This is a genomic window from Dasania marina DSM 21967 (genome assembly GCF_000373485.1).
GTDB lineage: Bacteria > Pseudomonadota > Gammaproteobacteria > Pseudomonadales > Dasaniaceae > Dasania > Dasania marina.
In genome coordinates, this window is record NZ_KB891585.1 from 288,750 (window position 1) to 310,121 (window position 21,372).

21 protein-coding genes are annotated in these 21,372 nt (G+C 47.2%); 15 read left to right on the forward strand and 6 right to left on the reverse strand.

Annotated features, from left to right (window positions below; translation table 11 throughout):
- The first annotated feature begins 4 nt into the window (after positions 1 to 4).
- The 3 genes from aat (at position 5) to infA (ending at position 1,745) form a co-directional block, all read left to right on the forward strand.
- Positions 5 to 718, forward strand: coding sequence for a leucyl/phenylalanyl-tRNA--protein transferase (gene aat, locus B067_RS0110830; protein ID WP_019530107.1), 714 nt, complete (start codon positions 5 to 7; stop codon positions 716 to 718).
- On the forward strand, positions 711 to 1,433 hold the full coding sequence (locus B067_RS0110835) for an arginyltransferase (RefSeq protein WP_019530108.1): 723 nt from the start codon (positions 711 to 713) through the stop codon (positions 1,431 to 1,433). The genes aat and B067_RS0110835 overlap by 8 nt, the downstream gene beginning before the upstream one ends.
- A gap of 93 nt (positions 1,434 to 1,526) precedes the next feature.
- Positions 1,527 to 1,745: a translation initiation factor IF-1 gene (gene infA / locus B067_RS0110840; protein WP_019530109.1), complete on the forward strand. Its 219-nt coding sequence runs from the start codon at positions 1,527 to 1,529 to the stop codon at positions 1,743 to 1,745.
- 16 nt (positions 1,746 to 1,761) lie between these two features.
- Here infA and clpA read toward each other — a convergent pair whose 3' ends face one another.
- Both clpA and clpS read right to left on the reverse strand, forming a co-directional pair.
- Entirely contained in the window at positions 1,762 to 4,038 is a 2,277-nt protein-coding gene (gene clpA / locus B067_RS0110845) for an ATP-dependent Clp protease ATP-binding subunit ClpA (RefSeq protein WP_019530110.1), read from the reverse strand.
- 32 nt (positions 4,039 to 4,070) lie between these two features.
- On the reverse strand, positions 4,071 to 4,439 hold the full coding sequence (gene clpS, locus B067_RS0110850) for an ATP-dependent Clp protease adapter ClpS (protein WP_083921422.1): 369 nt from the start codon (positions 4,437 to 4,439) through the stop codon (positions 4,071 to 4,073).
- Between the two features lie 216 nt (positions 4,440 to 4,655).
- On the opposite strand from clpS, the gene cspD reads away from it, so the two are divergent.
- Positions 4,656 to 4,919, forward strand: a complete 264-nt coding sequence (gene cspD / locus B067_RS0110855) for a cold shock domain-containing protein CspD (protein ID WP_019530112.1) — start codon at positions 4,656 to 4,658, stop codon at positions 4,917 to 4,919.
- A gap of 35 nt (positions 4,920 to 4,954) precedes the next feature.
- Here cspD and icd read toward each other — a convergent pair whose 3' ends face one another.
- Together icd and B067_RS0110865 are read right to left on the reverse strand one after the other, a co-directional pair.
- Positions 4,955 to 6,208: an NADP-dependent isocitrate dehydrogenase gene (gene icd / locus B067_RS0110860; RefSeq protein ID WP_019530113.1), complete on the reverse strand. Its 1,254-nt coding sequence runs from the start codon at positions 6,206 to 6,208 to the stop codon at positions 4,955 to 4,957.
- A 59-nt stretch (positions 6,209 to 6,267) separates the two neighbouring features.
- Entirely contained in the window at positions 6,268 to 8,499 is a 2,232-nt protein-coding gene (locus tag B067_RS0110865; RefSeq protein ID WP_019530114.1) for an NADP-dependent isocitrate dehydrogenase, read from the reverse strand.
- Positions 8,500 to 8,664: 165 nt separating this feature from the next.
- On the opposite strand from B067_RS0110865, the gene B067_RS0110870 reads away from it, so the two are divergent.
- The 9 genes from B067_RS0110870 to B067_RS0110910 all read left to right on the forward strand — a co-directional run bounded on the left by B067_RS0110870 (position 8,665) and on the right by B067_RS0110910 (position 15,900).
- A complete protein-coding gene (locus B067_RS0110870) occupies positions 8,665 to 9,300 on the forward strand; it encodes a pseudouridine synthase (RefSeq protein ID WP_019530115.1) in 636 nt (211 codons plus the stop codon).
- 48 nt (positions 9,301 to 9,348) lie between these two features.
- A complete protein-coding gene (locus B067_RS0110875; protein WP_026244582.1) occupies positions 9,349 to 9,789 on the forward strand; it encodes an NUDIX hydrolase in 441 nt (146 codons plus the stop codon).
- Positions 9,790 to 9,809: 20 nt separating this feature from the next.
- Positions 9,810 to 10,913 carry a tRNA 2-thiouridine(34) synthase MnmA gene (gene mnmA / locus B067_RS0110880; protein WP_019530117.1) on the forward strand — a complete coding sequence of 368 codons (1,104 nt, stop codon included), beginning with the start codon at positions 9,810 to 9,812 and terminating at the stop codon, positions 10,911 to 10,913.
- 29 nt (positions 10,914 to 10,942) lie between these two features.
- Positions 10,943 to 11,569: a high frequency lysogenization protein HflD gene (hflD, locus tag B067_RS0110885; RefSeq protein ID WP_019530118.1), complete on the forward strand. Its 627-nt coding sequence runs from the start codon at positions 10,943 to 10,945 to the stop codon at positions 11,567 to 11,569.
- 159 nt (positions 11,570 to 11,728) lie between these two features.
- A complete protein-coding gene (purB, locus tag B067_RS0110890) occupies positions 11,729 to 13,093 on the forward strand; it encodes an adenylosuccinate lyase (protein ID WP_019530119.1) in 1,365 nt (454 codons plus the stop codon).
- Between the two features lie 80 nt (positions 13,094 to 13,173).
- On the forward strand, positions 13,174 to 14,334 hold the full coding sequence (locus tag B067_RS20270) for a cupin domain-containing protein (protein ID WP_019530120.1): 1,161 nt from the start codon (positions 13,174 to 13,176) through the stop codon (positions 14,332 to 14,334).
- A complete protein-coding gene (locus tag B067_RS21290) occupies positions 14,315 to 15,031 on the forward strand; it encodes a GNAT family N-acetyltransferase (protein WP_051083846.1) in 717 nt (238 codons plus the stop codon). Before B067_RS20270 ends, B067_RS21290 begins: the two co-directional genes overlap by 20 nt.
- Complete coding sequence (locus B067_RS0110905; RefSeq protein ID WP_019530121.1) at positions 15,009 to 15,233, forward strand: hypothetical protein; 225 nt, start codon at positions 15,009 to 15,011, stop codon at positions 15,231 to 15,233. Before B067_RS21290 ends, B067_RS0110905 begins: the two co-directional genes overlap by 23 nt.
- On the forward strand, positions 15,199 to 15,900 hold the full coding sequence (locus B067_RS0110910) for a hypothetical protein (RefSeq protein ID WP_156820816.1): 702 nt from the start codon (positions 15,199 to 15,201) through the stop codon (positions 15,898 to 15,900). The genes B067_RS0110905 and B067_RS0110910 overlap by 35 nt, the downstream gene beginning before the upstream one ends.
- 4 nt (positions 15,901 to 15,904) lie before the next feature.
- On the opposite strand, the gene B067_RS0110915 is transcribed toward B067_RS0110910, so the two are convergent.
- On the reverse strand, positions 15,905 to 16,216 hold the full coding sequence (locus tag B067_RS0110915; RefSeq protein ID WP_019530123.1) for a Rieske (2Fe-2S) protein: 312 nt from the start codon (positions 16,214 to 16,216) through the stop codon (positions 15,905 to 15,907).
- An 82-nt stretch (positions 16,217 to 16,298) separates the two neighbouring features.
- On the opposite strand from B067_RS0110915, the gene B067_RS0110920 reads away from it, so the two are divergent.
- The gene (locus B067_RS0110920; protein ID WP_240472852.1) at positions 16,299 to 17,453 is read left to right on the forward strand and encodes a patatin-like phospholipase family protein; all 1,155 of its coding nucleotides are present in this window, start codon (positions 16,299 to 16,301) and stop codon (positions 17,451 to 17,453) included.
- 15 nt (positions 17,454 to 17,468) lie between these two features.
- On the opposite strand, the gene B067_RS0110925 is transcribed toward B067_RS0110920, so the two are convergent.
- Positions 17,469 to 18,545: a DUF2806 domain-containing protein gene (locus B067_RS0110925; RefSeq protein WP_019530125.1), complete on the reverse strand. Its 1,077-nt coding sequence runs from the start codon at positions 18,543 to 18,545 to the stop codon at positions 17,469 to 17,471.
- Between the two features lie 377 nt (positions 18,546 to 18,922).
- Here B067_RS0110925 and B067_RS0110930 point away from each other — a divergent pair, with 377 nt between their 5' ends.
- Complete coding sequence (locus B067_RS0110930) at positions 18,923 to 21,358, forward strand: EAL domain-containing protein (RefSeq protein ID WP_019530126.1); 2,436 nt, start codon at positions 18,923 to 18,925, stop codon at positions 21,356 to 21,358.
- Positions 21,359 to 21,372 lie beyond the last annotated feature (14 nt).

Below are 21,372 nucleotides of genomic sequence, written 5' to 3' on the forward strand. Positions count from 1 at the left end.
CTTAATGACGACACTGCCCTGGCTGGACCCCGATGAGCTGTATTTCCCTCCTACCGATACAGCACTGCTAGAACCCAACGGCCTACTGGCCGCCGGGGCAGACTTAAGCCCACAACGATTGTTGCATGCCTACCAGCTAGGCATATTCCCTTGGTATGAGCCGGGCGAGCCTATTTTATGGTGGTCACCCAGCCCCCGAGCGGTGTTATTTCCCGAACATATCCATATCTCTAAAAGCCTGAATAAACGTCTTAAGCGCCAAGAATTTCACGTCACCTGCGACACTCATTTCATAGAGGTGATACAGGCCTGCGCCGACACGCCGCGTAAAGATCAGCCCGGCACTTGGATTAGCGATGATATTATTGCGGCCTACACGACTCTGCACCAACAAGGCCACGCCCATTCTGTGGAAGTATGGTTGGGCGAGCGCCTGGTGGGCGGGCTTTATGGCATTAATATAGGGCAGATATTCTTTGGTGAGTCTATGTTTAGCCATAGCAGTGATGCTTCAAAAGTAGCCTTTGTCGCGCTAGCGCAAAACCTAGCCCGTTGGGGCTACCCACTGATAGACTGCCAAGTAGCCAACCCACACCTAACCACTTTAGGAACCGAGGAAATAGTGCGCAGCCGCTTTACTGATTATCTACAGCAATACAGCGTGCAAGCTGGCATTGGTGACTGGCAGGCACACTGGCAAGGGCCGCATCATGTCTAACCGAGAGCTTATCAATCTCGATCAACTCAAGTTTTACCGCACCAGTGAGCACCCCTGCAGTTACTTAGATAATGAAATGGCCACTACGCTGTTTCTAGATCCCCAGCAGCCCGTGGATAAAACACTGCACAGCGCCCTGTCGGAGTATGGCTTTAGACGCAGCGGCGACAATATCTACCGGCCCCATTGTGCGGCCTGCCAACAGTGTATTTCGGCGCGTATACCCTGCCTATTGTTTAAACCCAGTCGACAACAGCGCCGTATTAGCAAGCGCAATGCGGATTTGCAGTGCCAAGAAGTGGCCTCTATAGATAACGATGAGTGTTATGCCCTGTTTGAAAAATACATTAACCTGCGCCATGCCGATGGTGATATGTACCCCACCAGCCGTCCCGACTATATAAACTTTCTCTGTAGTAAAAATAGCTATAGCCGTTATTTTAGCCTTCGCTTACAAGGTAAGTTGATCGCTGTCGCCTTGGCTGACCAGTTAGAGCAAGGTCTATCGGCTGTTTACAGCTTTTTTGACCCCGACCACGACAAGCGCAGCTTAGGAACTTATATGATTTTGTGGCAGTTACAGGAAAGCCAGCGGCTAAAACTGCATGCGTTGTATTTGGGCTATTGGATTAAAAATTGCCAAAAAATGCGTTATAAATCGTCTTTTAGGCCCTTAGAGCTATATATAAACCAGCAATGGCTGCAGCTGAAGTAATTCCCTTTTGATTCTCAGACGATTTTAGGTACAATGCGCGCAGTTTTTCGTCGGCTAGGCGATTGTATTTAAAACCATCGAGGTAAGTGCCGAATGGCAAAAGAAGATCAAATTGAAATGGAAGGTGAGGTGATAGACACCCTACCTAACACGACGTTCCGTGTAGAGTTAGAGAACGGCCACGTAGTAACAGCCCACATCTCGGGTAAAATGCGCAAGAACTACATACGCATTTTAACCGGCGATAAAGTTCGTGTTGAGCTAACGCCTTACGATTTAAGCAAAGGACGCATCACCTACCGCGCCCGCTAAAATCCTAGAGAGGCGCTTATGCCAGCGCCTCTTCTGACTCCTCCACTTCTAGCACTAAGCCATCACCGCCTGCACTAATGTGCACTATGCCACCCTTCTCTGAAAGCGCGCCAAACAAGACCATTTCAGCCAAGGGCTTTTTAATATGCTCTTGTATCACTCTGGCCATAGGTCTTGCGCCCATATCTTTGTCGTAGCCTTTAGTAACCAGCCAGCGCCTAGCACTGTCATCCACGTGCAACGTGACCAACTTGCCATCCAACTGCCCTTGCAGTTCTACCAAAAATTTATCCACTACGGTTAATATCACCTCTTCCGGTAACGATTTAAACTGCACTATGCTGTCTAAGCGATTGCGGAATTCGGGAGTAAACAAGCGGTTAATCGCCTCCATGGCGTCGGTGCTATGATCTTGCTCAGAAAAGCCCATGGAGCGGCGGCTAATATTCTCAGCACCAGCATTGGTGGTCATGATAAAGATAACGTTTCTAAAGTCAGCTTTTCTGCCGTTGTTGTCAGTCAGCGTGCCGTGATCCATGACCTGTAATAACAAGTTAAAGACTTCGGGGTGCGCTTTTTCTATTTCATCTAACAACACCACACTATGGGGATGCATAGTGACAGCTTCGGTTAATAGGCCGCCCTGATCGAAACCGACATAGCCGGGAGGTGCGCCGATTAAGCGTGACACGGTATGGCGTTCCATATACTCAGACATATCGAAGCGGATTAACTCCAGACCAAGGATTTTAGCCAGCTGTGCGGTAACTTCGGTTTTGCCCACACCGGTAGGCCCAGCCAATAAGAATGAACCTATGGGCTTTTCTACAGGCTTTAAGCCCGCCCTAGCCATCTTGATGGAAGTCGCCAAGGAGCTTATGGCCTCGTCTTGACCAAACACCACCATTTTTAAGTTGTCCTCTAACTTAAGCAACTGCTCTTTATCGTTGGACGAAACTGATTTAGGCGGTATCCGCGCAATCGTTGCCACGATGTTTTCTATCTCGGCAACATTAATAACTTTTTTGCGATTTTCAGGTTTTTGTAAGCGTTGGTAGGCACCCGCCTCGTCTATCACGTCAATGGCTTTGTCGGGCATAAAACGATCGTTGATATAGCGCCCCGATAACTCAGCAGCAGCTTGCAAGGCTTTATCGGTGTACTTAATGTCGTGATGCTCTTCAAAACGGCTTTTTAAACCCTTAAGGATTTTGAAGGTGTCTTCCACTGAAGGCTCACCCACGTCCACTTTTTGAAAGCGGCGGCTAAGCGCCCTGTCCTTTTCAAAAATACCGCGGTACTCCTGAAAGGTGGTGGAGCCTATGCAGCGTAAACGCCCCGAGCTCAACAGCGGTTTTAATAAATTGGAGGCATCCATGACCCCGCCTGAGGCAGCACCCGCTCCGATAATAGTATGAATTTCATCGATAAAAAGAATGGCATGCTCACGTTTTCTCAAGTCAGCGAGCAAACCTTTAAATCGTTTTTCAAAGTCACCGCGATATTTGGTGCCCGCCAATAAGGCCCCCATATCTAATGAATAAACGGTGCTGTCTTTTAATATGTCAGGTACTTCGCCGTCGACGATGAGTTTAGCTAAGCCTTCGGCGATAGCAGTTTTACCCACCCCGGACTCACCCACTAGCAGCGGGTTGTTTTTGCGACGGCGCGATAGTATTTGCGCTACCCGCTCTATTTCCTTATCACGACCGATCAAGGGGTCTATGCGGCCCAACTTAGCTTCTTCATTTAAATTGGTGGCGTAGTTATCCAGCGGCCGTTGCTCTTGCTCTGTGGCGATACCGTCTTCGTCCACATGGCTGCGGTCATGCTCCAGGCTGTGGTCGCTGTGACCCGCCACCTTGGATATACCGTGGGTGATGTAATTAACGATGTCCAAGCGGGCAACACTTTGCTGTTTTAGAAAATAGACCGCCTGGCTTTCTTGTTCAGAAAAAATAGCCACCAATACATTGGCACCGGTAACTTCTTTTTTGCCCGAGGATTGCACGTGAAATACCGCCCTTTGCAGGACACGTTGAAAACCCAAGGTGGGCTGTGTTTCACGCTCAAGATCCCGCTCTGGGATCAGCGGCGTGGTTGAGTCCACAAAATCGGCCAAATCGGTCCGCAAGCGGCCTAGGTCAGCGCCACAGGCCATCAATACGTCAGCGGCGATGTCATTGTCTATCAAGGCCAGTAGTAAGTGCTCTACTGTCATGAACTCATGCCGCTTGGTACGAGCCCCTTTAAATGCCTGATTTAATGTCAGTTCAAGATCTTTGCTTAGCATATACGCATACTCCGAAATATAATTACGTTTGCTTAGTCTTCTGAAGGTTCAACTTCCGACAATAGCGGATGCTGAGACTCCCTAGCATATTGATTCACTTGCTCGGCTTTAGTTTCCGCTATATCACGGGTATAAAGTCCGCAGATCCCTTTTCCTTTGGTATGCACCGTCAACATCACCTGCGTTGCTTGCTCTCTATCCATATTGAAGAAAGCTTCTAAAACCTCTACCACAAATTCCATGGGGGTATAATCATCGTTTAGTATTACCACCCTATACATCCTAGGCCGTTTTAATTCCGGCTTGGCGGACTCCAGTGCTAGATCACCATCATCGTAAGCTGGTAAATCTTCCTCATCACTCATAGATAATGTTAGTAGAAGATTTTCATGTTTACCCATAACTATGCTCATATCTTTAAATATTTCAAAAATGCGGGTTAATTTCACCCAATTTGCCTATATTTCAGCCAACCCTCTTGACTATTGATCAAAAAATGTTAAATAGGGAGGCGTTTCTTTTGCTTAGAAACAAGAGAATACCACCTCAGAATAATAAATCAGGTGGTGTTATTGAAACAAATACGCCTTTTAAGGCAATAATAAAAGGGCCTCTTCATGTATACGGGAATGGTCAAGTGGTTTAACAACGCTAAAGGGTATGGCTTTATCTTATCGGAAGAAGGTGGCGGTGATATTTTTGCCCACTACTCTGCAATCGATATGGATGGCTATAAAACACTTAAGGCGGGTCAGTCTGTTACCTTTGAAACAGAGCAAGGCCCCAAGGGTTTGCATGCCACCCAAATTCAGGCGGTTGCTAACCAAATGGAACAAGATACTAGCCCCAAAGAACAACAGCCAGAGCTAGAATCAAATTAACCCCCAGTGACGAAACGCCACCGGCGGGTTAACGGTTACATACCTTTAATTATTGCGTCACCGAACTCTGAGCAAGACAGTAGAGTTGCGTCTTCCATCAAGCGATCGAAGTCATAGGTTACGGTTTTTGCCTGTATGGCATTATTCATACCTTCAATAATCAAGTCCGCCGCTTCATTCCAACCTAAATGACGCAACATCATCTCTGCCGATAAGATCAATGAGCCAGGGTTTACCTTGTTCTGGCCTGCGTACTTAGGTGCCGTACCGTGAGTGGCTTCAAATATGGCTATGGTGTCGCTTAGGTTCGCGCCAGGCGCTATGCCTATGCCGCCCACCTGTGCCGCCAGCGCATCAGAGATATAGTCACCATTAAGATTCAAGGTAGCAAGCACACTGTACTCATCGGGGCGCAGTAAAATCTGCTGTAACATGGCATCAGCGATAACGTCTTTAACGACAATTTGCTTACCGTTATTGGGATTGGTAAACGCCATCCACGGGCCGCCATCTAACAACTCAGCACCAAACTCTGCCTGCGCCAACTCATAGCCCCAATCCTTAAAGGCACCCTCGGTAAACTTCATAATATTACCCTTATGCACTAGGGTTAATGAAGGCAGGTCTTGATCTATGGTGTATTGCAGAGCCTTGCGTACCAGGCGCTGAGTACCCTCTTTAGATACGGGCTTAATGCCTATACCACAGTCGGTATCAAAGCGAATCTTGGTAACACCCATTTCTTCTTGTAAGAATTTTATGACCTTAGTAGCCTCGTCCGTACCTGCACGCCACTCAATGCCGCAATAAATATCTTCACTGTTCTCTCTAAAAATAACCATGTTGGTTTTTTCCGGAGCCTTAACGGGAGAAGGCACGCCCTCAAACCAACGCACAGGGCGCAGGCAAGTGTAGAGGTCCAACTCCTGACGCAAAGCCACGTTCAATGAACGAAAGCCGCCGCCTACGGGTGTGGTTAAAGGGCCTTTGATGCCTACCGAATATTCTTTCAACACATCTAGAGTTTCGGCGGGAAACCAATCGCCATCATAGAGCTCCGCGGCCTTTTCGCCGGTATACACTTCCATCCAGCTGATTTTCTTGTCGCCGCTGTAGGCCTTGCTTACCGCAGCATCAACCACTTTTATCATTACCGGGCTGATATCCACACCGATGCCATCTCCTTCTATAAAGGGAATAATAGGCTGGTTGGGCACGTTCAATGAATAATCGGCATTGACGGTGATTTTCTCACCTACGCTAGGGACTTTTATGTGTTGATAAGGCATATGCTAATGCTCCTTACAAATTTTAATTATTAAATGGCTAAAGGTAATAGCCAGTTAGTTTAGGCGAAAGATGCCAATGCTGCATTAAGGGTTTTACTGGGACGCATTGCTGCCTCTGTTTTATCACTATCGGGGTGGTAATAGCCACCGATATCAATAGCTAGCCCTTGGCTGGCATTCAGCTCCTCTAGTATTACTGCTGCATTGCTGCTTAGCGCAGCCAGTAAAGGCTTGAAGCGCTGCTGTAATTCTGTGTCGTCACCTTGTTCTACCAAGGCCTGAGCCCAGTATAAGGCCAAATAAAAATGGCTGCCGCGATTATCTAGTAACCCTACACGCCGCTGTGGCGACTTATTTTCTTCTAGGAATTTTGTCGTTGCCTTATCCAGACAGGAAGCCAACACCTTGGCTTTACTGTTGTTGTTTTTGTGTGCAATATCTTCTAGCGAGACTGTTAAAGCCAAAAACTCGCCCAGTGAATCCCAGCGTAAATGCCCCTCTTCTAAAAACTGCTGTACATGCTTAGGCGCTGAACCGCCAGCCCCTGTTTCAAACATGCCACCGCCATTCATTAAAGGCACAATAGAAAGCATTTTGGCACTAGTGCCCAGCTCCATAATAGGGAACAAATCGGTTAAGTAATCTCTAAGTACGTTACCCGTTACCGATATAGTATCTTTACCCTTAATCAAGCGCTCTAGGGTAAAGCGCATGGCCATAACCGGAGCCATAACGCGTATACGCAGGCCTTCAGTATCGTGATCGTTTAAGTATTGTTTAACTTTTTTGATCATCTGCACATCGTGAGCACGGTTTTCATCTAGCCAAAAAATAGCTGGTAGGCCGGTTGCTCTGGCGCGGTTAACCGCCAATTTTACCCAATCTTGTATAGGCAAATCTTTGGCTTGGCACATACGCCAGATATCGCCTTCTTCGACACTGTGTTCAAAAATGACAGTATCGTTTTGATCAACGACTCGAATAATGCCTTCGCCTTCAGCTTCAAAGGTTTTATCGTGTGAACCATACTCTTCCGCTTTTTGCGCCATTAAGCCTACGTTGGGCACAGTGCCCATAGTGGTTGGGTCAAAAGCACCATGTGTTTTACAAAAGTTAATCATCTCCTGATAAATGGTGGCATAGGTACTTTCAGGCATAATGGCCTTGGTATCTCTTAACTTGCCATCGGGCGCCCACATCTTGCCGCCTTCGCGTATCATTGCCGGCATAGAAGCATCAACAATAACATCGCTGGGGACATGTAAGTTTGAAATGCCTTTATCGGAATTAACCATGGCTAAAGCCGGACGATTAACGTAAATGTCGCGTATATCACGCTCAATTTCTTCCTGTAAACTGCGCGGTAATTGTTTGATTTTTTCATAAACATTACCCAAGCCATTATTGGGGTTCACGCCTATTTTTTCAAAAGTCTCTGCGTATTTTTCAAAAACTTCTTTATAAAAAACTTTCACCGCATGCCCAAACACTATGGGGTGCGATACCTTCATCATTGTTGCTTTTACATGCAGCGATAATAAAACATCTGTTTCTTTAGCGTCTTGAATCTGTTCTTCAAAAAATGCGCATAAGGCTTTTTTACTCATGCGCATGGCATCGATAACTTCGCCCGCTAATAAATCGGTACTGTCTTTTAATATTTTGATGTCGCCGGCAGCATTAACATACTCTATGCGTACTGTGCAGGCTTGTTTAAGCGTAGTGGACAGCTCGCTGGAATAAAAATCACCATCACGCATATAAGAAGCATGAGTGCGTGATGCTGGGCTCCACTTGCCCATTTTATGAGGGTTGTTGCGGGCGTATTGTTTTACCGCCGGCGGTGCACGCCTATCAGAATTACCTTCGCGCAACACCGGGTTTACCGCGCTGCCAAGCACCTTGACGTAACGTGTTTGGATGTCTTGTTCTGCTTGGTTACTAGGCTCATCGGGATAATTAGGGATATCATAGCCCTGCCCCTGTAGTTCAGAAATAGCCGCTTTTAGCTGTGGAATAGACGCGCTGACATTAGGTAGCTTAATAATATTGGCTTCAGGCTTAAGAGTAAGCTCGCCCAGTTCAGAGAGAGTATCGCTGACTTTTTGTTGATCACTTAGTCGTTCTGGAAAACAGGATAAAATTCTAGCCGCAACAGAAACATCTTTGGCGACTACATTAATACTAGCTGTTTGGGTAAATTTTTGAATAATGGGTAGTAAAGAATACGTGGCTAAGGCCGGGGCTTCGTCTGTTTGGGTATAGACAATGGTTGAACATTGATCGGTCATAATGAGTCCTATGCTGTAATGGCTGTGTCGCCCGGAACCTCGTTGTGAGTAATTTTTGATTACTACGTTGCAAGGCCTACCGCTATGAAAGCGCGCGGATTATAGCAGCAAGCTATCTATTCTGATAGCTGATAACATTATTGCAAATTCACTGAATATAATTCCATGTCCAAAATTATTTTATTTAATAAGCCCTTTAACGTGCTTAGCCAATTTACCGATGAGGCGGGCCGCGACACGCTAAAGCAGTATATGCCGGGCATTGGCGACTGTTATCCCGCGGGCAGATTGGACTACGACTCGGAAGGCTTACTACTGCTGACTAACAACGGTAGCTTACAACATCGCATCAGCCACCCCGATCATAAATTAGCCAAAACCTACTGGGCGCAAGTTGAGGGTCAACCCTCTAACGAAGATCTTAAGCCCCTGCAACTAGGCATAACGCTAAGTGACGGCCCCTGCCGACCAGCAAAAGTTAACGGTATAGCGCAGCCTGATATATGGCCTCGCCAGCCGCCCGTGAGGCAGCGCCAGCATATACCCACAGCATGGTTGGAAATTACTATTAGCGAAGGGCGCAATCGCCAAGTCAGACGCATGACCGCCGCTATAGGCTTCCCCACCTTGCGGCTAATACGCGTTCGCATAGGCGACTGGAGCATAGAGGGCATAGCGCCAGGCCACTACCGCGAACTGCAGGTACACGCACCACAGGCAACCAAAAAAACCACAAAACCTAGGTCTAATCGCAAAAACTCTGCTAAACGGCATACCACTAAGCGCGATCGCCGCTTATAATCCCCAACCTATTTAGCCTTATTACCTAACTACCAGATGAGCAGTGATATGGAATGGCAGCCTCACGTTACCGTAGCAACTATTATTGAACGTGATAAACAGTTTTTATTAGTAGAGGAAATGTCTCATGGCAAGCAGGTTTATAATCAACCCGCTGGCCACTTGGACCCCAACGAAACATTGCAGCAAGCGGCGGTACGCGAAACGCTAGAGGAAACTGGCTGGGCCATAGAGCTACAAGGCTTGGTGGGCGTAGCGCTCTATGAGTCCCCTCACAATGGCGTCACCTATCACCGCACGACGTTTTACGGTAAAGCGCTTAACCACCACCCCGAATTGCCCTTGGATGACGGTATAGTGCGAGCGGTATGGATGAGTTATGAGGAAATACTGGCCAGCTCTGATAAACTGCGTTCGCGCTTGGTACTCAGCGCCATAGAGCAGTACCAAAACGGCCATTTATACCCGCTCAATTTTATCTATTCATAAACACGGTTTAATCAGCATTAATGACAAACGTCCCCAGCCCTAATCGCAAAGTTATCGTCGGCATGTCCGGCGGTGTTGACTCCTCCGTGGCCGCCCTACTGCTACAGCAGCAAGGCTATGTGGTGGAAGGCTTGTTTATGAAAAACTGGGATGAGGATGACGGCACCGAATACTGTACCGCTAAAGATGACTTAGCTGACGCCGAACAAGTCTGTAAAAAACTGGGCATACCCTTGCACACCGCCAACTTTGCCGCTGAGTATTGGGATAATGTGTTTGAGCATTTCTTAGAAGAATACAAGGCCGGCCGCACACCCAACCCCGATATACTGTGCAATCGCGAAATTAAGTTTAAGGCCTTCCTAGAATACGCCCTCACTCTAGGTGCCGACTATACCGCCACCGGCCACTATGTACGCCGCTCCGCTGACGATAGTAACGCCCAGCTACTCAAGGGCTTGGACGACAACAAAGACCAAAGCTATTTCTTACACGCAGTAGGCGGCGAAGAAATAGGCAAAACCCTATTCCCTGTAGGTGAAATGGAAAAGCCGGCAGTGCGTGCGCTGGCCGAGCAACACGACTTAGTTACCCACAACAAAAAAGACAGCACCGGTATTTGCTTTATAGGCGAACGTCGCTTTAAAGATTTTTTAGAGCAATACCTGCCCGCCCAGCCCGGCGCCATAGAAGATGTAGCTGGTAAGCCTATGGGCGAACATAGCGGGTTGATGTTTCACACCATAGGTCAGCGTCAAGGTTTAGGCATAGGTGGTGTTAGAGGTGCCGGCGATGAACCTTGGTATGTGGTGGATAAAGACTTAGCGCGCAACGTCTTGATTATCGCCCAAGGTAAGCACCACCCTAGGTTGTATAAAACCGGCCTAGTACTTAGCGAGATACATTGGATCAACCATCTGGCGCCAGAATTGCCTTTTAGCTGCATGGCCAAAACCCGCTACCGCCAGCAAGACCAGGCCTGCCAAATACGGGTTGACGGCGATGGCTACAAAGTTGTTTTTGAGCAGCCGCAGCGCGCCATTACCCCCGGACAATCCTTAGTACTTTACCAAGGCGATATTTGTTTGGGTGGCGGCATTATTGAACAAGCTATTAACACATAGCCCTAATACTTTGATATTTAAGGAAAATCTTGCAAGAGTTAAGCCCTAGTCAAACTCAGACCCTTGCCTTGGCCGCCCTACTGCAAAGCGCACAATTGGTGGACCAAATAGCCCTCACCGGTAAAGCATTACCTGAAACCTATAACCCGCTACTACAAAGCCTATTTGCCTTTGATAGCGAACACCCAGCAGCCATTTACGGCGGCATACATGGCGTAGACAGCGGCTTAAAGCTATTAATCGCTGCCTTATCCGGCGAGGCCAGCAGCACATACCGTGCGGTGATGCGCTATGCATTGGGAATGATTCACCTGCAGGGTAAGCTCAGCAAGGATACAGAGCAGCTCAATATCATTGCCAACAGGCTGCAGCACATACACTTTAACACCGAGCACTTTAACAATGATATCAATAACTTATCATCCAGTGTTGCAGCAGTTTATAAAGATACTATTAGTACTTACAAAACCCGTATACACGTTAACGGCAACGCCATACATCTGCAAAACGCTAGTAATGCCGATAAAATTCGCGCGTTACTATTAGCGGGCATTAGAGCGGCCGTATTGTGGCGCCAAATGGGCGGTAAACGCTGGCACTTTTTCACTGCCCGCAAGCGCCTACTACAGGCCGCGCAAAGCCTGATTAATCACTGATCGGCGTGGATCGGCGTTGATCGGCGTTGAATAGCCACTGAAAAAAACGTTCAGTTCGTGTATCATGCGCAGCTTTCTTAGCCACACCCTTTTCAGTCCCTACTCAGGCGTAATGCTGGGACGTTGGGCTTTTATTGACTCACCGTGAGATTTAACACCATGGATTTATCTGCGCTTTCCGCAATTTCCCCCATAGATGGCCGCTATGGCAGCAAAACCGCATCGTTACGCACCGTGTTCAGCGAATTCGGTTTAATCAAAAACCGTGTAATCGTAGAGATACGTTGGTTGCAAAAGCTCGCTCAGCATCCGCAGATTACGGAAGTACCTGCCTTTGACGCTGAAGCCAACGCCCTGCTAAACAGCATCGTCGATAACTTCTCTGAGCAAGATGCCCAGGCTGTAAAAAATATAGAAGCCACCACCAATCACGATGTGAAAGCGGTTGAGTACTTTATCAAGCAAAAGATAGACAGCAACGCCCAGCTCAAGGCCGTTACCGAGTTTGTCCATTTTGCCTGTACCTCAGAAGACATTAACAACCTCTCCCACGGCCTCATGCTTAGCGAAGGCCGTACCGTAGTACTGGCTGAGATAGACGCCATTATCGACACCCTAGCCAGCATGGCCAAGCAATTTGCTGATGTGCCACTGCTATCGCGCACCCACGGCCAAACCGCCAGCCCGTCAACGGTAGGTAAAGAGTTTGCCAACGTGGTTGCCCGCATGCGCAGGCAGCGTGAGCAAATCGCCAAGGTAGAACTGCTAGGTAAAATTAACGGCGCAGTAGGTAACTACAACGCCCACATCTCTGCCTACCCCGATATAGACTGGGAAGAAAACGCAAAAACCTTCATTGAAAGCCTAGGTTTAAGCTTTAACCCCTACACCACGCAAATAGAGCCACACGATTATATCGCCGAGCTGTTCGATGCTCAGGCCCGCTTTAACACTATTTTGATCGACTTAGATCGTGACATCTGGGGCTATGTGTCTTTAGGTTACTTCAAGCAAAAAGTCGTTGCTGGCGAAGTAGGCTCATCCACCATGCCACACAAAGTTAACCCTATAGACTTCGAAAACTCTGAAGGTAACTTAGGATTGGCCAATGCCTTGTTGTCACACATGGCCAGCAAGCTACCTATCTCACGCTGGCAGCGCGACCTTACCGACTCTACCGTATTGCGCAATATGGGCGTGGGCATGGCCTATAGCCTTATCGCCTACGCGTCGACACTAAAAGGCTTGGGTAAATTAGAGCTCAACGCAGCGCGGCTAGCAGAAGATTTAAACAATAGCTGGGAGATACTGGCTGAACCCATACAAACCGTGATGCGTCGCTACAACATAGACGAACCCTATGAAAAGCTAAAAGCGCTAACCCGCGGCAAAGTGATGAACCAGCAAACCATAGCCGCCTTTATAGAAACTCTGGATATGCCAGAGCAGGCTAAAGCAGGCTTGCGGGCATTAACCCCGGCCAACTATATAGGCAACGCTATAGCCCAAGCCAACCGCATCTAATCCTAAAGCCTCGCATTGCGGGGCTTTTTTTAACCGCTTTTTTAAAAGAAATAAAACCACTACCATACCCCTAGATAATTATGACCCTAGAAAATTTCGATAAAGACGATTTTTTAACCAACTATTGGCAAAAAAAACCACTAGTCATCCGTAACGCTATCCCCGATTTTCACAGCCCGCTCTCTCCCGATGAGTTGGCAGGGTTAGCTTGCGAGGAAGATATAGAATCGCGCCTCATTGTGGGTGCCGGCGAAAAATGGCAGCTCACCCACGGCCCCCTAGCCGATCAACATTTCGAAGCGCTGCCCGAGCGTGAGTGGACCTTGCTAGTGCAAGCCGTAGACCACTGGATGCCGGAAGTGGCCAGCCTGACCGACTATTTCAACTTCATTCCCTATTGGCGCATTGATGATGTAATGGTGAGCTATGCAGCCGATGGCGGCTCGGTAGGCCCCCATTACGACAACTATGATGTATTTTTAGTGCAGGGTTTGGGGCAAAGGCGTTGGCAAATAGGCCAGTACTGCCAGCCAGATGAGGCGCATATTGATAATCAGCAATTAAAGATACTACAAAATTTTAAACAGCAAGATGAATGGCTATTAAACCCCGGCGATATTTTATATGTGCCGCCCCGCTACGCCCACTGGGGTATCGGTGAAGGTGAAGACTGCATGACCTACTCAGTAGGATTCCGCGCGCCCAGCCACGGCGAGATTCTGTCGCACTTTTGTGACCATCAATTAGCTCAAATGGATGAACTACAGCGCTACCAAGACCCAGCTATAGACACCAACAGGCCAGCAGGTGAAATTGGTAGCGACAGCTTGCAACTGATCCAAAGCATCTTACTGCAGCAAATCAACAAGCCCGAAGCCATTGCACAATGGTTTGGCCAATACATGACTGAGCCTAAATACCCGCAGCTACACGACGATGACACGCAAAATATAAGCCTTGACGAATTATCCGCCGATTTAAGCCAGCATGAGCACGCCTACAAAAACCCCGCCTCTAGATTGGCTTACCTGCGCAATGACCATGGCCTGCAGTTTTTTGTAGACGGCAAGGCCGTCAATAGCAGCCCTGCAAGCGCAGAGTTAGTAAAGCTGCTGTGTAACCAACAACACTACCTTGGCTGTGCGTTAAAAAATAAGCTAGATATAACAGAGAACCAAACCTTATTACTGTCGCTATTTAATAGCGGTGTACTGTACTTTTATGACGACGATAACGATTAAACAAGTTAGCTGGCAGCAACATGGTGACGAGCTACAACAGCTGCGCCATGAGGTTTTTGTGCTAGAACAAAACGTTCCACCCCATTTGGAGTGGGATGACCAAGACGACGAGGCCTACCATTGGCTGGCCTATAACTCCCAGCAACAAGCCATAGGCTGCGCACGCTTACTACGCAATGGCGCCATAGGCCGCATGGCTATAGCAAAACAGGCGCGTGGCAAAAATTACGGCCTACAGTTACTACAAGCGGCGGTAGAGTTTGCTCAGCGTCAATTAAGGGTTGATGACGTGCATTTGTCAGCGCAAACCCACGCTATTCGCTTTTACCAAAAAGCCGGTTTTGTGGCCGAGGGCGATATTTACGATGATGCCGGTATCCCCCATATCACTATGCGTAAGCAGCTCAATAGCCAGCCTATCCTGGGGCAAAGCGCGGGCAAGTTTTTTGTGCAACAACATCAAGCTAGCGCGCTAACTATGGCGCAACAATGTCGGCGGCAACTGCGCATTGTAAATTACGACTTAAACCCTAAGCTATTCGATAACACCGCCTTTTGCGATGCCGTTTCGGCCCTAGCCCGCAGGCATCGTAACAACCAGGTTAAATTATTGCTGGTTGATAGTCGGCCTGTAGTAAAGCGCGGCCATAAGTTACTACAACTACTAGCGCAGATTGCCCTCTGCCATTGCTATTAAACAACTTAGTGATGACACTGGGGTAAGTGAAAATTTGATACTGGCGGATGATTGTGGCGTGATAGCACAATCTATATTAAACCCCGAAACCCTTTGGGCTGACTTTAATAATAAGCCGGTAACGAAAACTAAAATCGATCACTTTGAAATTTTATGGGGGCAGGCTAATGCCAATAGCGACTTTAGAATACTGGATATCTAAACCCCTGTGGCTGACGCTTATTATAGCGCTACTGTGTTCGGCGTTGGCTCAAGCTGATACTGATAGCAGTATTATTTATGAAGCACAGCATAGTAGTAGCCAGCAATTGCAACAGCGTATAGAAAAACTCTACCCGCAAGCGCGGGTGAGCAGCCAGCAACAACAAATCATTGTGCGCGCCCCGCAACATCAGGTTAGTGAGATAGCGGAGCTGCTGGCCATTATGGATAAACCGGTACAGCAGTTTGTAATTACCCTAAGCAGCGCCCCGCAGCACGGCAAGCATAAAACCTACTCCACCCGCAGCAATAAGCTGCAACAGCGTTACCGCCTCGCCAACAATGAAACCCTAAGCTTGGAGTATGCGCGCCAGCAGCAACAACTGTTGGCCGTGCGCCGCTACTACCACCCACTGCATAGCGATAGTGCCAGTATGAGCTTACAAGATAGCGATAATCACAGTGTCAGCCTAAAGCTACAGGCGCTGGGGCCGCAACAGGTACGTATAGATTACAGCCTTTATCAATTGCAAGGCGATAAGCGCAGCCGTATTAGCAACAGCCTTGTTGCCACGCTAGGCGAGTGGGTAGTGCTGGAGGGCGAACCCAGTCTAGCGCATAGCACCCGCAACACAAATAGCCTGCAGATACGGGTACAGCAGGAGTAAAGTGCTACAACCACACCCCTAGTTCATTGCCTTGATCGCTAAGCTCATAAATTTTTAATGCGCGGCAAGGCTCTTCACTGTAGTGCAGCAGCTTGCCGGTCGCTATGGCAAACTCATAGCCGTGCAAGGGGCAGCGTAACTTATTGCTGCTGATATCTGCGACCGATAAGGGGTGGCCGCGGTGGGGGCAGAGGCTCTCCAGCAAAGAAACTGTATCGCCGTTTTGTATTAGCAACAAATTATGATGATCAATCTTTATTTGCTTTCTATAACCATCATGCAAGTTTATGAGTTTTTCTAGTGAGTAAAATTGCATAGAGTAGAACTCAAATTCATGGCAAACTGTTTAATTATAAGTACACTATTAAGCATAACGAGAATTAAGCCGAGTATAGTCTTTGCCCAACCCAATTAACACCAAACAAACTGCACTCTTAATGCCCGGCGGCGGTGCCCGTGCCGCCTATCAGGTTGGCGTTATTAAGGCATTGGCTACTATCATACCGACCAGCCAAAGCCGTGACCCCTTTCCTATCTTATGCGGCACCAGTGCCGGTGCACTCAATGCTATAGGCCTAGCCAGTAGAACCGACGGTTTTGTCAACGCCAGTGTCTGGCTAGAAAATCTGTGGATGGAACTTAGCCATCAACATGTCTATCGCAGTGATTTTCTAGGCCTAAGCTTCAATGCTTGGCGCCTGATGTTATCCTTATTTAATGCCGGTATTGCCGTGGGCAGGCCGGTAGCCTTGCTGGATAACGCCCCCCTGCGCAAACTGTTAAAAAGGAAAATCAACTTTGCCGGCATTAGCGAAAACATACAGCAAGGTAATATTACCGCCGCCTGCGTAACCGCGATGAACTACACCGAGGGTAGCTCAGATAGTTTTTTCCAGGGCGGCCCCGCCAACAGTGAATGGCGGCGCTGGCGGCGCAAGGGTATACCCACCCCATTACAGTTACCGCATTTAATGGCTTCTTCCGCGATACCGACGATTTTTCCGCCGCAGCGCATACGCCGCAACTATTATGGAGACGGCGCCCTGCGGCAAATGAACCCTATCAGCCCGGCCCTACACCTCGGTGCTGATAAAATATTGATCATCTCCACCACTGGCCATAAAAAAATATACGATGCCCCGCCTCGCCGGGTGCAATCACCCGCCTTTGGCCAGATTTTAGGCCACCTGTTAAATAGTGCCTTTGTCGACAGCCTAGAAAATGATATAGAAAACCTAGAAACCATTAATCGTTTGGTCGACAGCTGCGCCGATGCCAGAGGTTACGATTCAGAGCAGCGCCTAAGAAGGGTGGAGCCTTTCATTATCTCGCCCTCACAAGATATAGACGCCATCGCCACAGAGCATATCAATGAGCTGCCCGCGACGGTGCGTTTCTTTCTCAAAATGACAGGCAGTGGTAGAAATGACGGCGGCGTCAATATTGCCAGTTATTTACTATTCACCGAAAGTTTTTCTCGCGAACTGATTAAAATGGGCGTTAAAGACACGTTAGATCAAGCGGATAAAATTTTAAAATTCCTCAAAGACTAACTGAGAAAATAACCATCACAGAGGCATTTTCTCCTCAAACTGACTACCTTTTTTATGGCACTGCCACTCACCTAGGGCAACACTAAAGCCCTGCTGTTTAATATAAGCGGCCACCTCAAATAAATACGCTAAATCGACAGTAGTCGTGTGTAAGGACATAAGCTGCCGGCCGGCTCGACTCACCTTGTAAATAGGGAGTAACAGTATCTTACTGGCCTGCTTGGCCTGCACCCGCATCGCCTTATTACCGCAAGGTAAAAAGGCGAGATAGCCATCGGATGTCTCTGATGATATCTGCTTGATCAGCGGCTCCATGTTATAGCCTGTGATCAAGCCTAGGTCATCCATACTCTCTAATAAATTATGGTATAGCTCGGTGTTAAAATACCCTTGCGAGGCATTAAAAAGAAACGAACCAAAACTAAACTTGCTTAGTATTGCCAGCATTTCCAAGTCATCAGCATTAAGCTGGCGCAACATATACAGGCTGCTCATGGCATAGCTATTGGTTTGAGCGACTTCCTGTATCAGCATTCTGGCAAGTAAGATTTGAATTTCAGGATTGAATACATCTTGCGCAACGTTCTTCCAGCAGATCATCCACTCGGCAGACACACTGTGCTGGCTTATCGGGCGGTCGGCGGCAGCGTAAACCTCGGCCTCGGCCAATAGAATAATTTTGCGCAGGTTCAAAGCTCGCTCTAAATCCCTAACGCCCACTTCTTTCGCGGCTGTTTCCAGCATAGAGACTGAGGACTGCTTACCTACATCGCTAAACTCATCAATACCTGAGCTTTCGATAATAGCGTGGGTTTGTACGGTATCTATGCGCGGGGTATCAACCAATTTACCGCGGCTATCAATGCATTTAAGCCCTTGGTGTATAAGATTAACATCCTGCTCGGCTTCAAATAGGGCTGCCATCTCCAGTTGCCTAACAGCCTGCCTATCTCGCCGCTGACGGCGAATTTGGCCAGGGCTTAACAGCCCTGAGGTCTCGCCATCAAACAAATGTTGCCACAGCTTATCCAGCCATTGCTGTTTGATACGGTCGCTAATAGTCTCTGTGCGCAAGCTAGTTTCAGTCAACATGTTTAGATATCAATATGGGTTGGATAAAGTGTAGCCATTATTTACCCCCACCGCCCACCAAGCTTGACTGGAGGGCATAGCCTAGAGGGCTGATTATTTTTTATTAGCCTAGTGTTCAGCAAGTCGCTAAGTTTATTCGCTGGACAAAAATCAATTGCAAAGCTTACTGGGTATTTTCACTATAAACAAATACTTAAGTGATAGTTTAAACCTGAATAATTAGCATTTTTCGTCTATACTTGCCACTAGCTTACAGGGCCGAAAGCAACACGTCAGGTGCATAACTCGCCCTTAGACCCTGTATATCCCTATTAGGCCTGATAGCAATAAGGCAGAGCGGTGCCATATTGTGCACTGCAAGCATGAACAGTATTTAAATGAAGCGTCTGAACTTTATTAATAATCAGCCCTTGGCAGTAAAGCTGACTACCGCTTGCTTGGCAACCAGTATATTCAGCCTAATTATCGCCATGGTCGCTCTCAATATTTATGATAAAAACACCTACAAATCATTAATACGCGATGAAATTAGCCTACTGGCATCGGTCATTAGTAACCGTAGCGTGGAATCCGTGTTATTTAATGATAAACAGTCGGCCCTCAATAACCTCATCCCCCTATCCTACCGCAGTAGTATTATCGGCGCCTGTATTTACCGTGTTAGCAGCGACCCCAAACACAGCACTAGCACCTTAGCGAGCTATCCCAACGATAAAATATTTTGCCCCAGTGCCCAGCCTGGTGAGATTAAAATTATTGAGCCTTCGCATGGCCGATTTATAGACTTTATCCACCCCATTAGCCATGAAGAAGAGATTATTGGTTACTTATATTTAAAAACGTCTCTGTCGGAGCTCAGCACCCGAACACAGCAAAGTTTTAATGTTTTTTTAGCCATTATCATCGTTGCCAGTATCATTGCTTTATGGCTGTCGAAAATCATTTCTTTCAAACTTATCAGCCCCTTGCGAGCCTTGGGTGAAACCGCTAGGAATGTCGCTAAAGTTGATGATTACTCGCTGCGCGCCGAAAAAATTAACCACGATGAAATAGGCAGCGTAGTAGACTCCTTTAACCATATGCTCAATGTTATAGAGCATGAACATGAGCGCCTGCGCGAAAGTGAAGAAAAGTTCCGGCTAATTAGTGCCTCGTCTAAGGTAGGTATTTTTCAACTTAATCCACAAGGTGAATGCATATTTGCCAATGATGAAATGTCCTATATCACTGGTTTGCCCATTACCCAAATTTTAAATGAATCATGGCTATCCGTAGTAGAGCCAGAAGACCGTGCATCGCTGCAAGCCCAACTAAACACCATGATGAATACGCACATCCCCATTAATATCAACTGCTCTATTAGTGACACCAATAATAAATGGATTAATGGCCACGTCGGTGTTTTGCGCGGCAACAGTGATGAGATTATTGGCTATCTAGGCTCCATCAATGACGTTACTGAAATTAGGCAAGCGCAATCGCAACTAGAGCACATGGCTTTTTACGATACCCTTACCGGCTTAGCGAATAGACGCTTATTTAGAAATCGTTTAGAGCATCTGCTCAATAACCTCTCACGCAACCAATATAGCTTGGGGCTAATCCTGCTGGACTTGGATCATTTTAAAGAGATAAATGACTCCATGGGTCATGATGCCGGTGACGGTTTGCTCACTATTATCTCGGAGCGCTTACAACAATGCGTTAGATCCAGCGACACCGTTGCGCGTTTAGGTGGCGATGAATTTGCCATAATACTACCCATAGATAATGACGGCATAGCACTACCCAATATTGCCGAAAAAATCATTACAGCCATTACTGCACCTATTATACTGCAAGAAAATGAACTCACGATTTCCGCCAGCCTAGGCATAGCGGTAGCGCCCATTGATAGTAGCCAAGCCGAGGAACTGATCAAACAGGCCGACATGGCGCTATACAAAGCTAAAGATATGGGTAGAAATAACTACCAGTTTTTTACCGATGAAATTAATCAAAAGCTAGTTAGCCACTTAGATTTAGTCAGAGACTTGCGCTTAGCCATAGAGAATCAAGAGTTTCATCTAGTATTTCAACCACAGCTTTCTCTAGAAGATTATAAAATCACCGGCTTTGAAGCCTTAATACGCTGGACCTGCCCCAACCGTGGTTTTGTGCCCCCCGATCAATTTATTAATACCGCCGAAGACACCGGGCTCATTATCCCCATAGGCCGCCTAGTGATCAGTAAAGCCTGTGAGCAACTCAAGGCGCTAATAGACAAAAACTTGGTTGACCATGAAGTGGTTATGACGGTGAATATTTCTGCCAAGCAATTTCAAGATGACAGTTTAGTTGATCACATTACCAATGAGCTTAGCCGCAATAATATATCGCCACATCAGTTTGAAATAGAGCTCACCGAATCATTATTAATGGAAAATATTGATGAAGCCTTAGTTAAGCTCAATGAGATAAAAGCGCTAGGCATACTCATTTCTATAGATGACTTTGGCACTGGCTACTCCTCACTCGGCTATCTCAAACAATTACCGGTTAACATTCTTAAAGTAGACCGCTCCTTCGTTTCTGACATACCTGAAAATAACGACGATATGGAAATCACCGCCGCAGTTATCGCCATGGCCCACAAACTAAATTACCAAGTTGTTGCCGAAGGCGTAGAAACACAAGAGCAACTGGCATTTTTACGCAACTGCAAATGTGATTTCGGGCAAGGCTATTTATTCAGCAAACCTTTAATTGCCGATGACTTGTTTGATTTCTGTAAAAACTATAAGGCCAGTGATAGCCGCCAACAATACAGCTAACTCCCCTATTAATG

What these genes read in the sequence shown, in the direction of transcription:
- aat (WP_019530107.1), top strand. Translation starts at nt 5, where the DNA reads ATGACGACACTGCCCTGGCTGGACCCCGATGAGCTGTATTTCCCTCCT.
- B067_RS0110835 (WP_019530108.1), top strand. Translation starts at nt 711, where the DNA reads ATGTCTAACCGAGAGCTTATCAATCTCGATCAACTCAAGTTTTACCGC.
- infA (WP_019530109.1), top strand. Translation starts at nt 1,527, where the DNA reads ATGGCAAAAGAAGATCAAATTGAAATGGAAGGTGAGGTGATAGACACC.
- clpA (WP_019530110.1), bottom strand. Translation starts at nt 4,038, where the DNA reads ATGCTAAGCAAAGATCTTGAACTGACATTAAATCAGGCATTTAAAGGG.
- clpS (WP_083921422.1), bottom strand. Translation starts at nt 4,439, where the DNA reads ATGGGTAAACATGAAAATCTTCTACTAACATTATCTATGAGTGATGAG.
- cspD (WP_019530112.1), top strand. Translation starts at nt 4,656, where the DNA reads ATGTATACGGGAATGGTCAAGTGGTTTAACAACGCTAAAGGGTATGGC.
- icd (WP_019530113.1), bottom strand. Translation starts at nt 6,208, where the DNA reads ATGCCTTATCAACACATAAAAGTCCCTAGCGTAGGTGAGAAAATCACC.
- B067_RS0110865 (WP_019530114.1), bottom strand. Translation starts at nt 8,499, where the DNA reads ATGACCGATCAATGTTCAACCATTGTCTATACCCAAACAGACGAAGCC.
- B067_RS0110870 (WP_019530115.1), top strand. Translation starts at nt 8,665, where the DNA reads ATGTCCAAAATTATTTTATTTAATAAGCCCTTTAACGTGCTTAGCCAA.
- B067_RS0110875 (WP_026244582.1), top strand. Translation starts at nt 9,349, where the DNA reads ATGGAATGGCAGCCTCACGTTACCGTAGCAACTATTATTGAACGTGAT.
- mnmA (WP_019530117.1), top strand. Translation starts at nt 9,810, where the DNA reads ATGACAAACGTCCCCAGCCCTAATCGCAAAGTTATCGTCGGCATGTCC.
- purB (WP_019530119.1), top strand. Translation starts at nt 11,729, where the DNA reads ATGGATTTATCTGCGCTTTCCGCAATTTCCCCCATAGATGGCCGCTAT.
- B067_RS20270 (WP_019530120.1), top strand. Translation starts at nt 13,174, where the DNA reads ATGACCCTAGAAAATTTCGATAAAGACGATTTTTTAACCAACTATTGG.
- B067_RS21290 (WP_051083846.1), top strand. Translation starts at nt 14,315, where the DNA reads ATGACGACGATAACGATTAAACAAGTTAGCTGGCAGCAACATGGTGAC.
- B067_RS0110910 (WP_156820816.1), top strand. Translation starts at nt 15,199, where the DNA reads ATGCCAATAGCGACTTTAGAATACTGGATATCTAAACCCCTGTGGCTG.
- B067_RS0110915 (WP_019530123.1), bottom strand. Translation starts at nt 16,216, where the DNA reads ATGCAATTTTACTCACTAGAAAAACTCATAAACTTGCATGATGGTTAT.
- B067_RS0110925 (WP_019530125.1), bottom strand. Translation starts at nt 18,545, where the DNA reads ATGTTGACTGAAACTAGCTTGCGCACAGAGACTATTAGCGACCGTATC.
- B067_RS0110930 (WP_019530126.1), top strand. Translation starts at nt 18,923, where the DNA reads ATGAAGCGTCTGAACTTTATTAATAATCAGCCCTTGGCAGTAAAGCTG.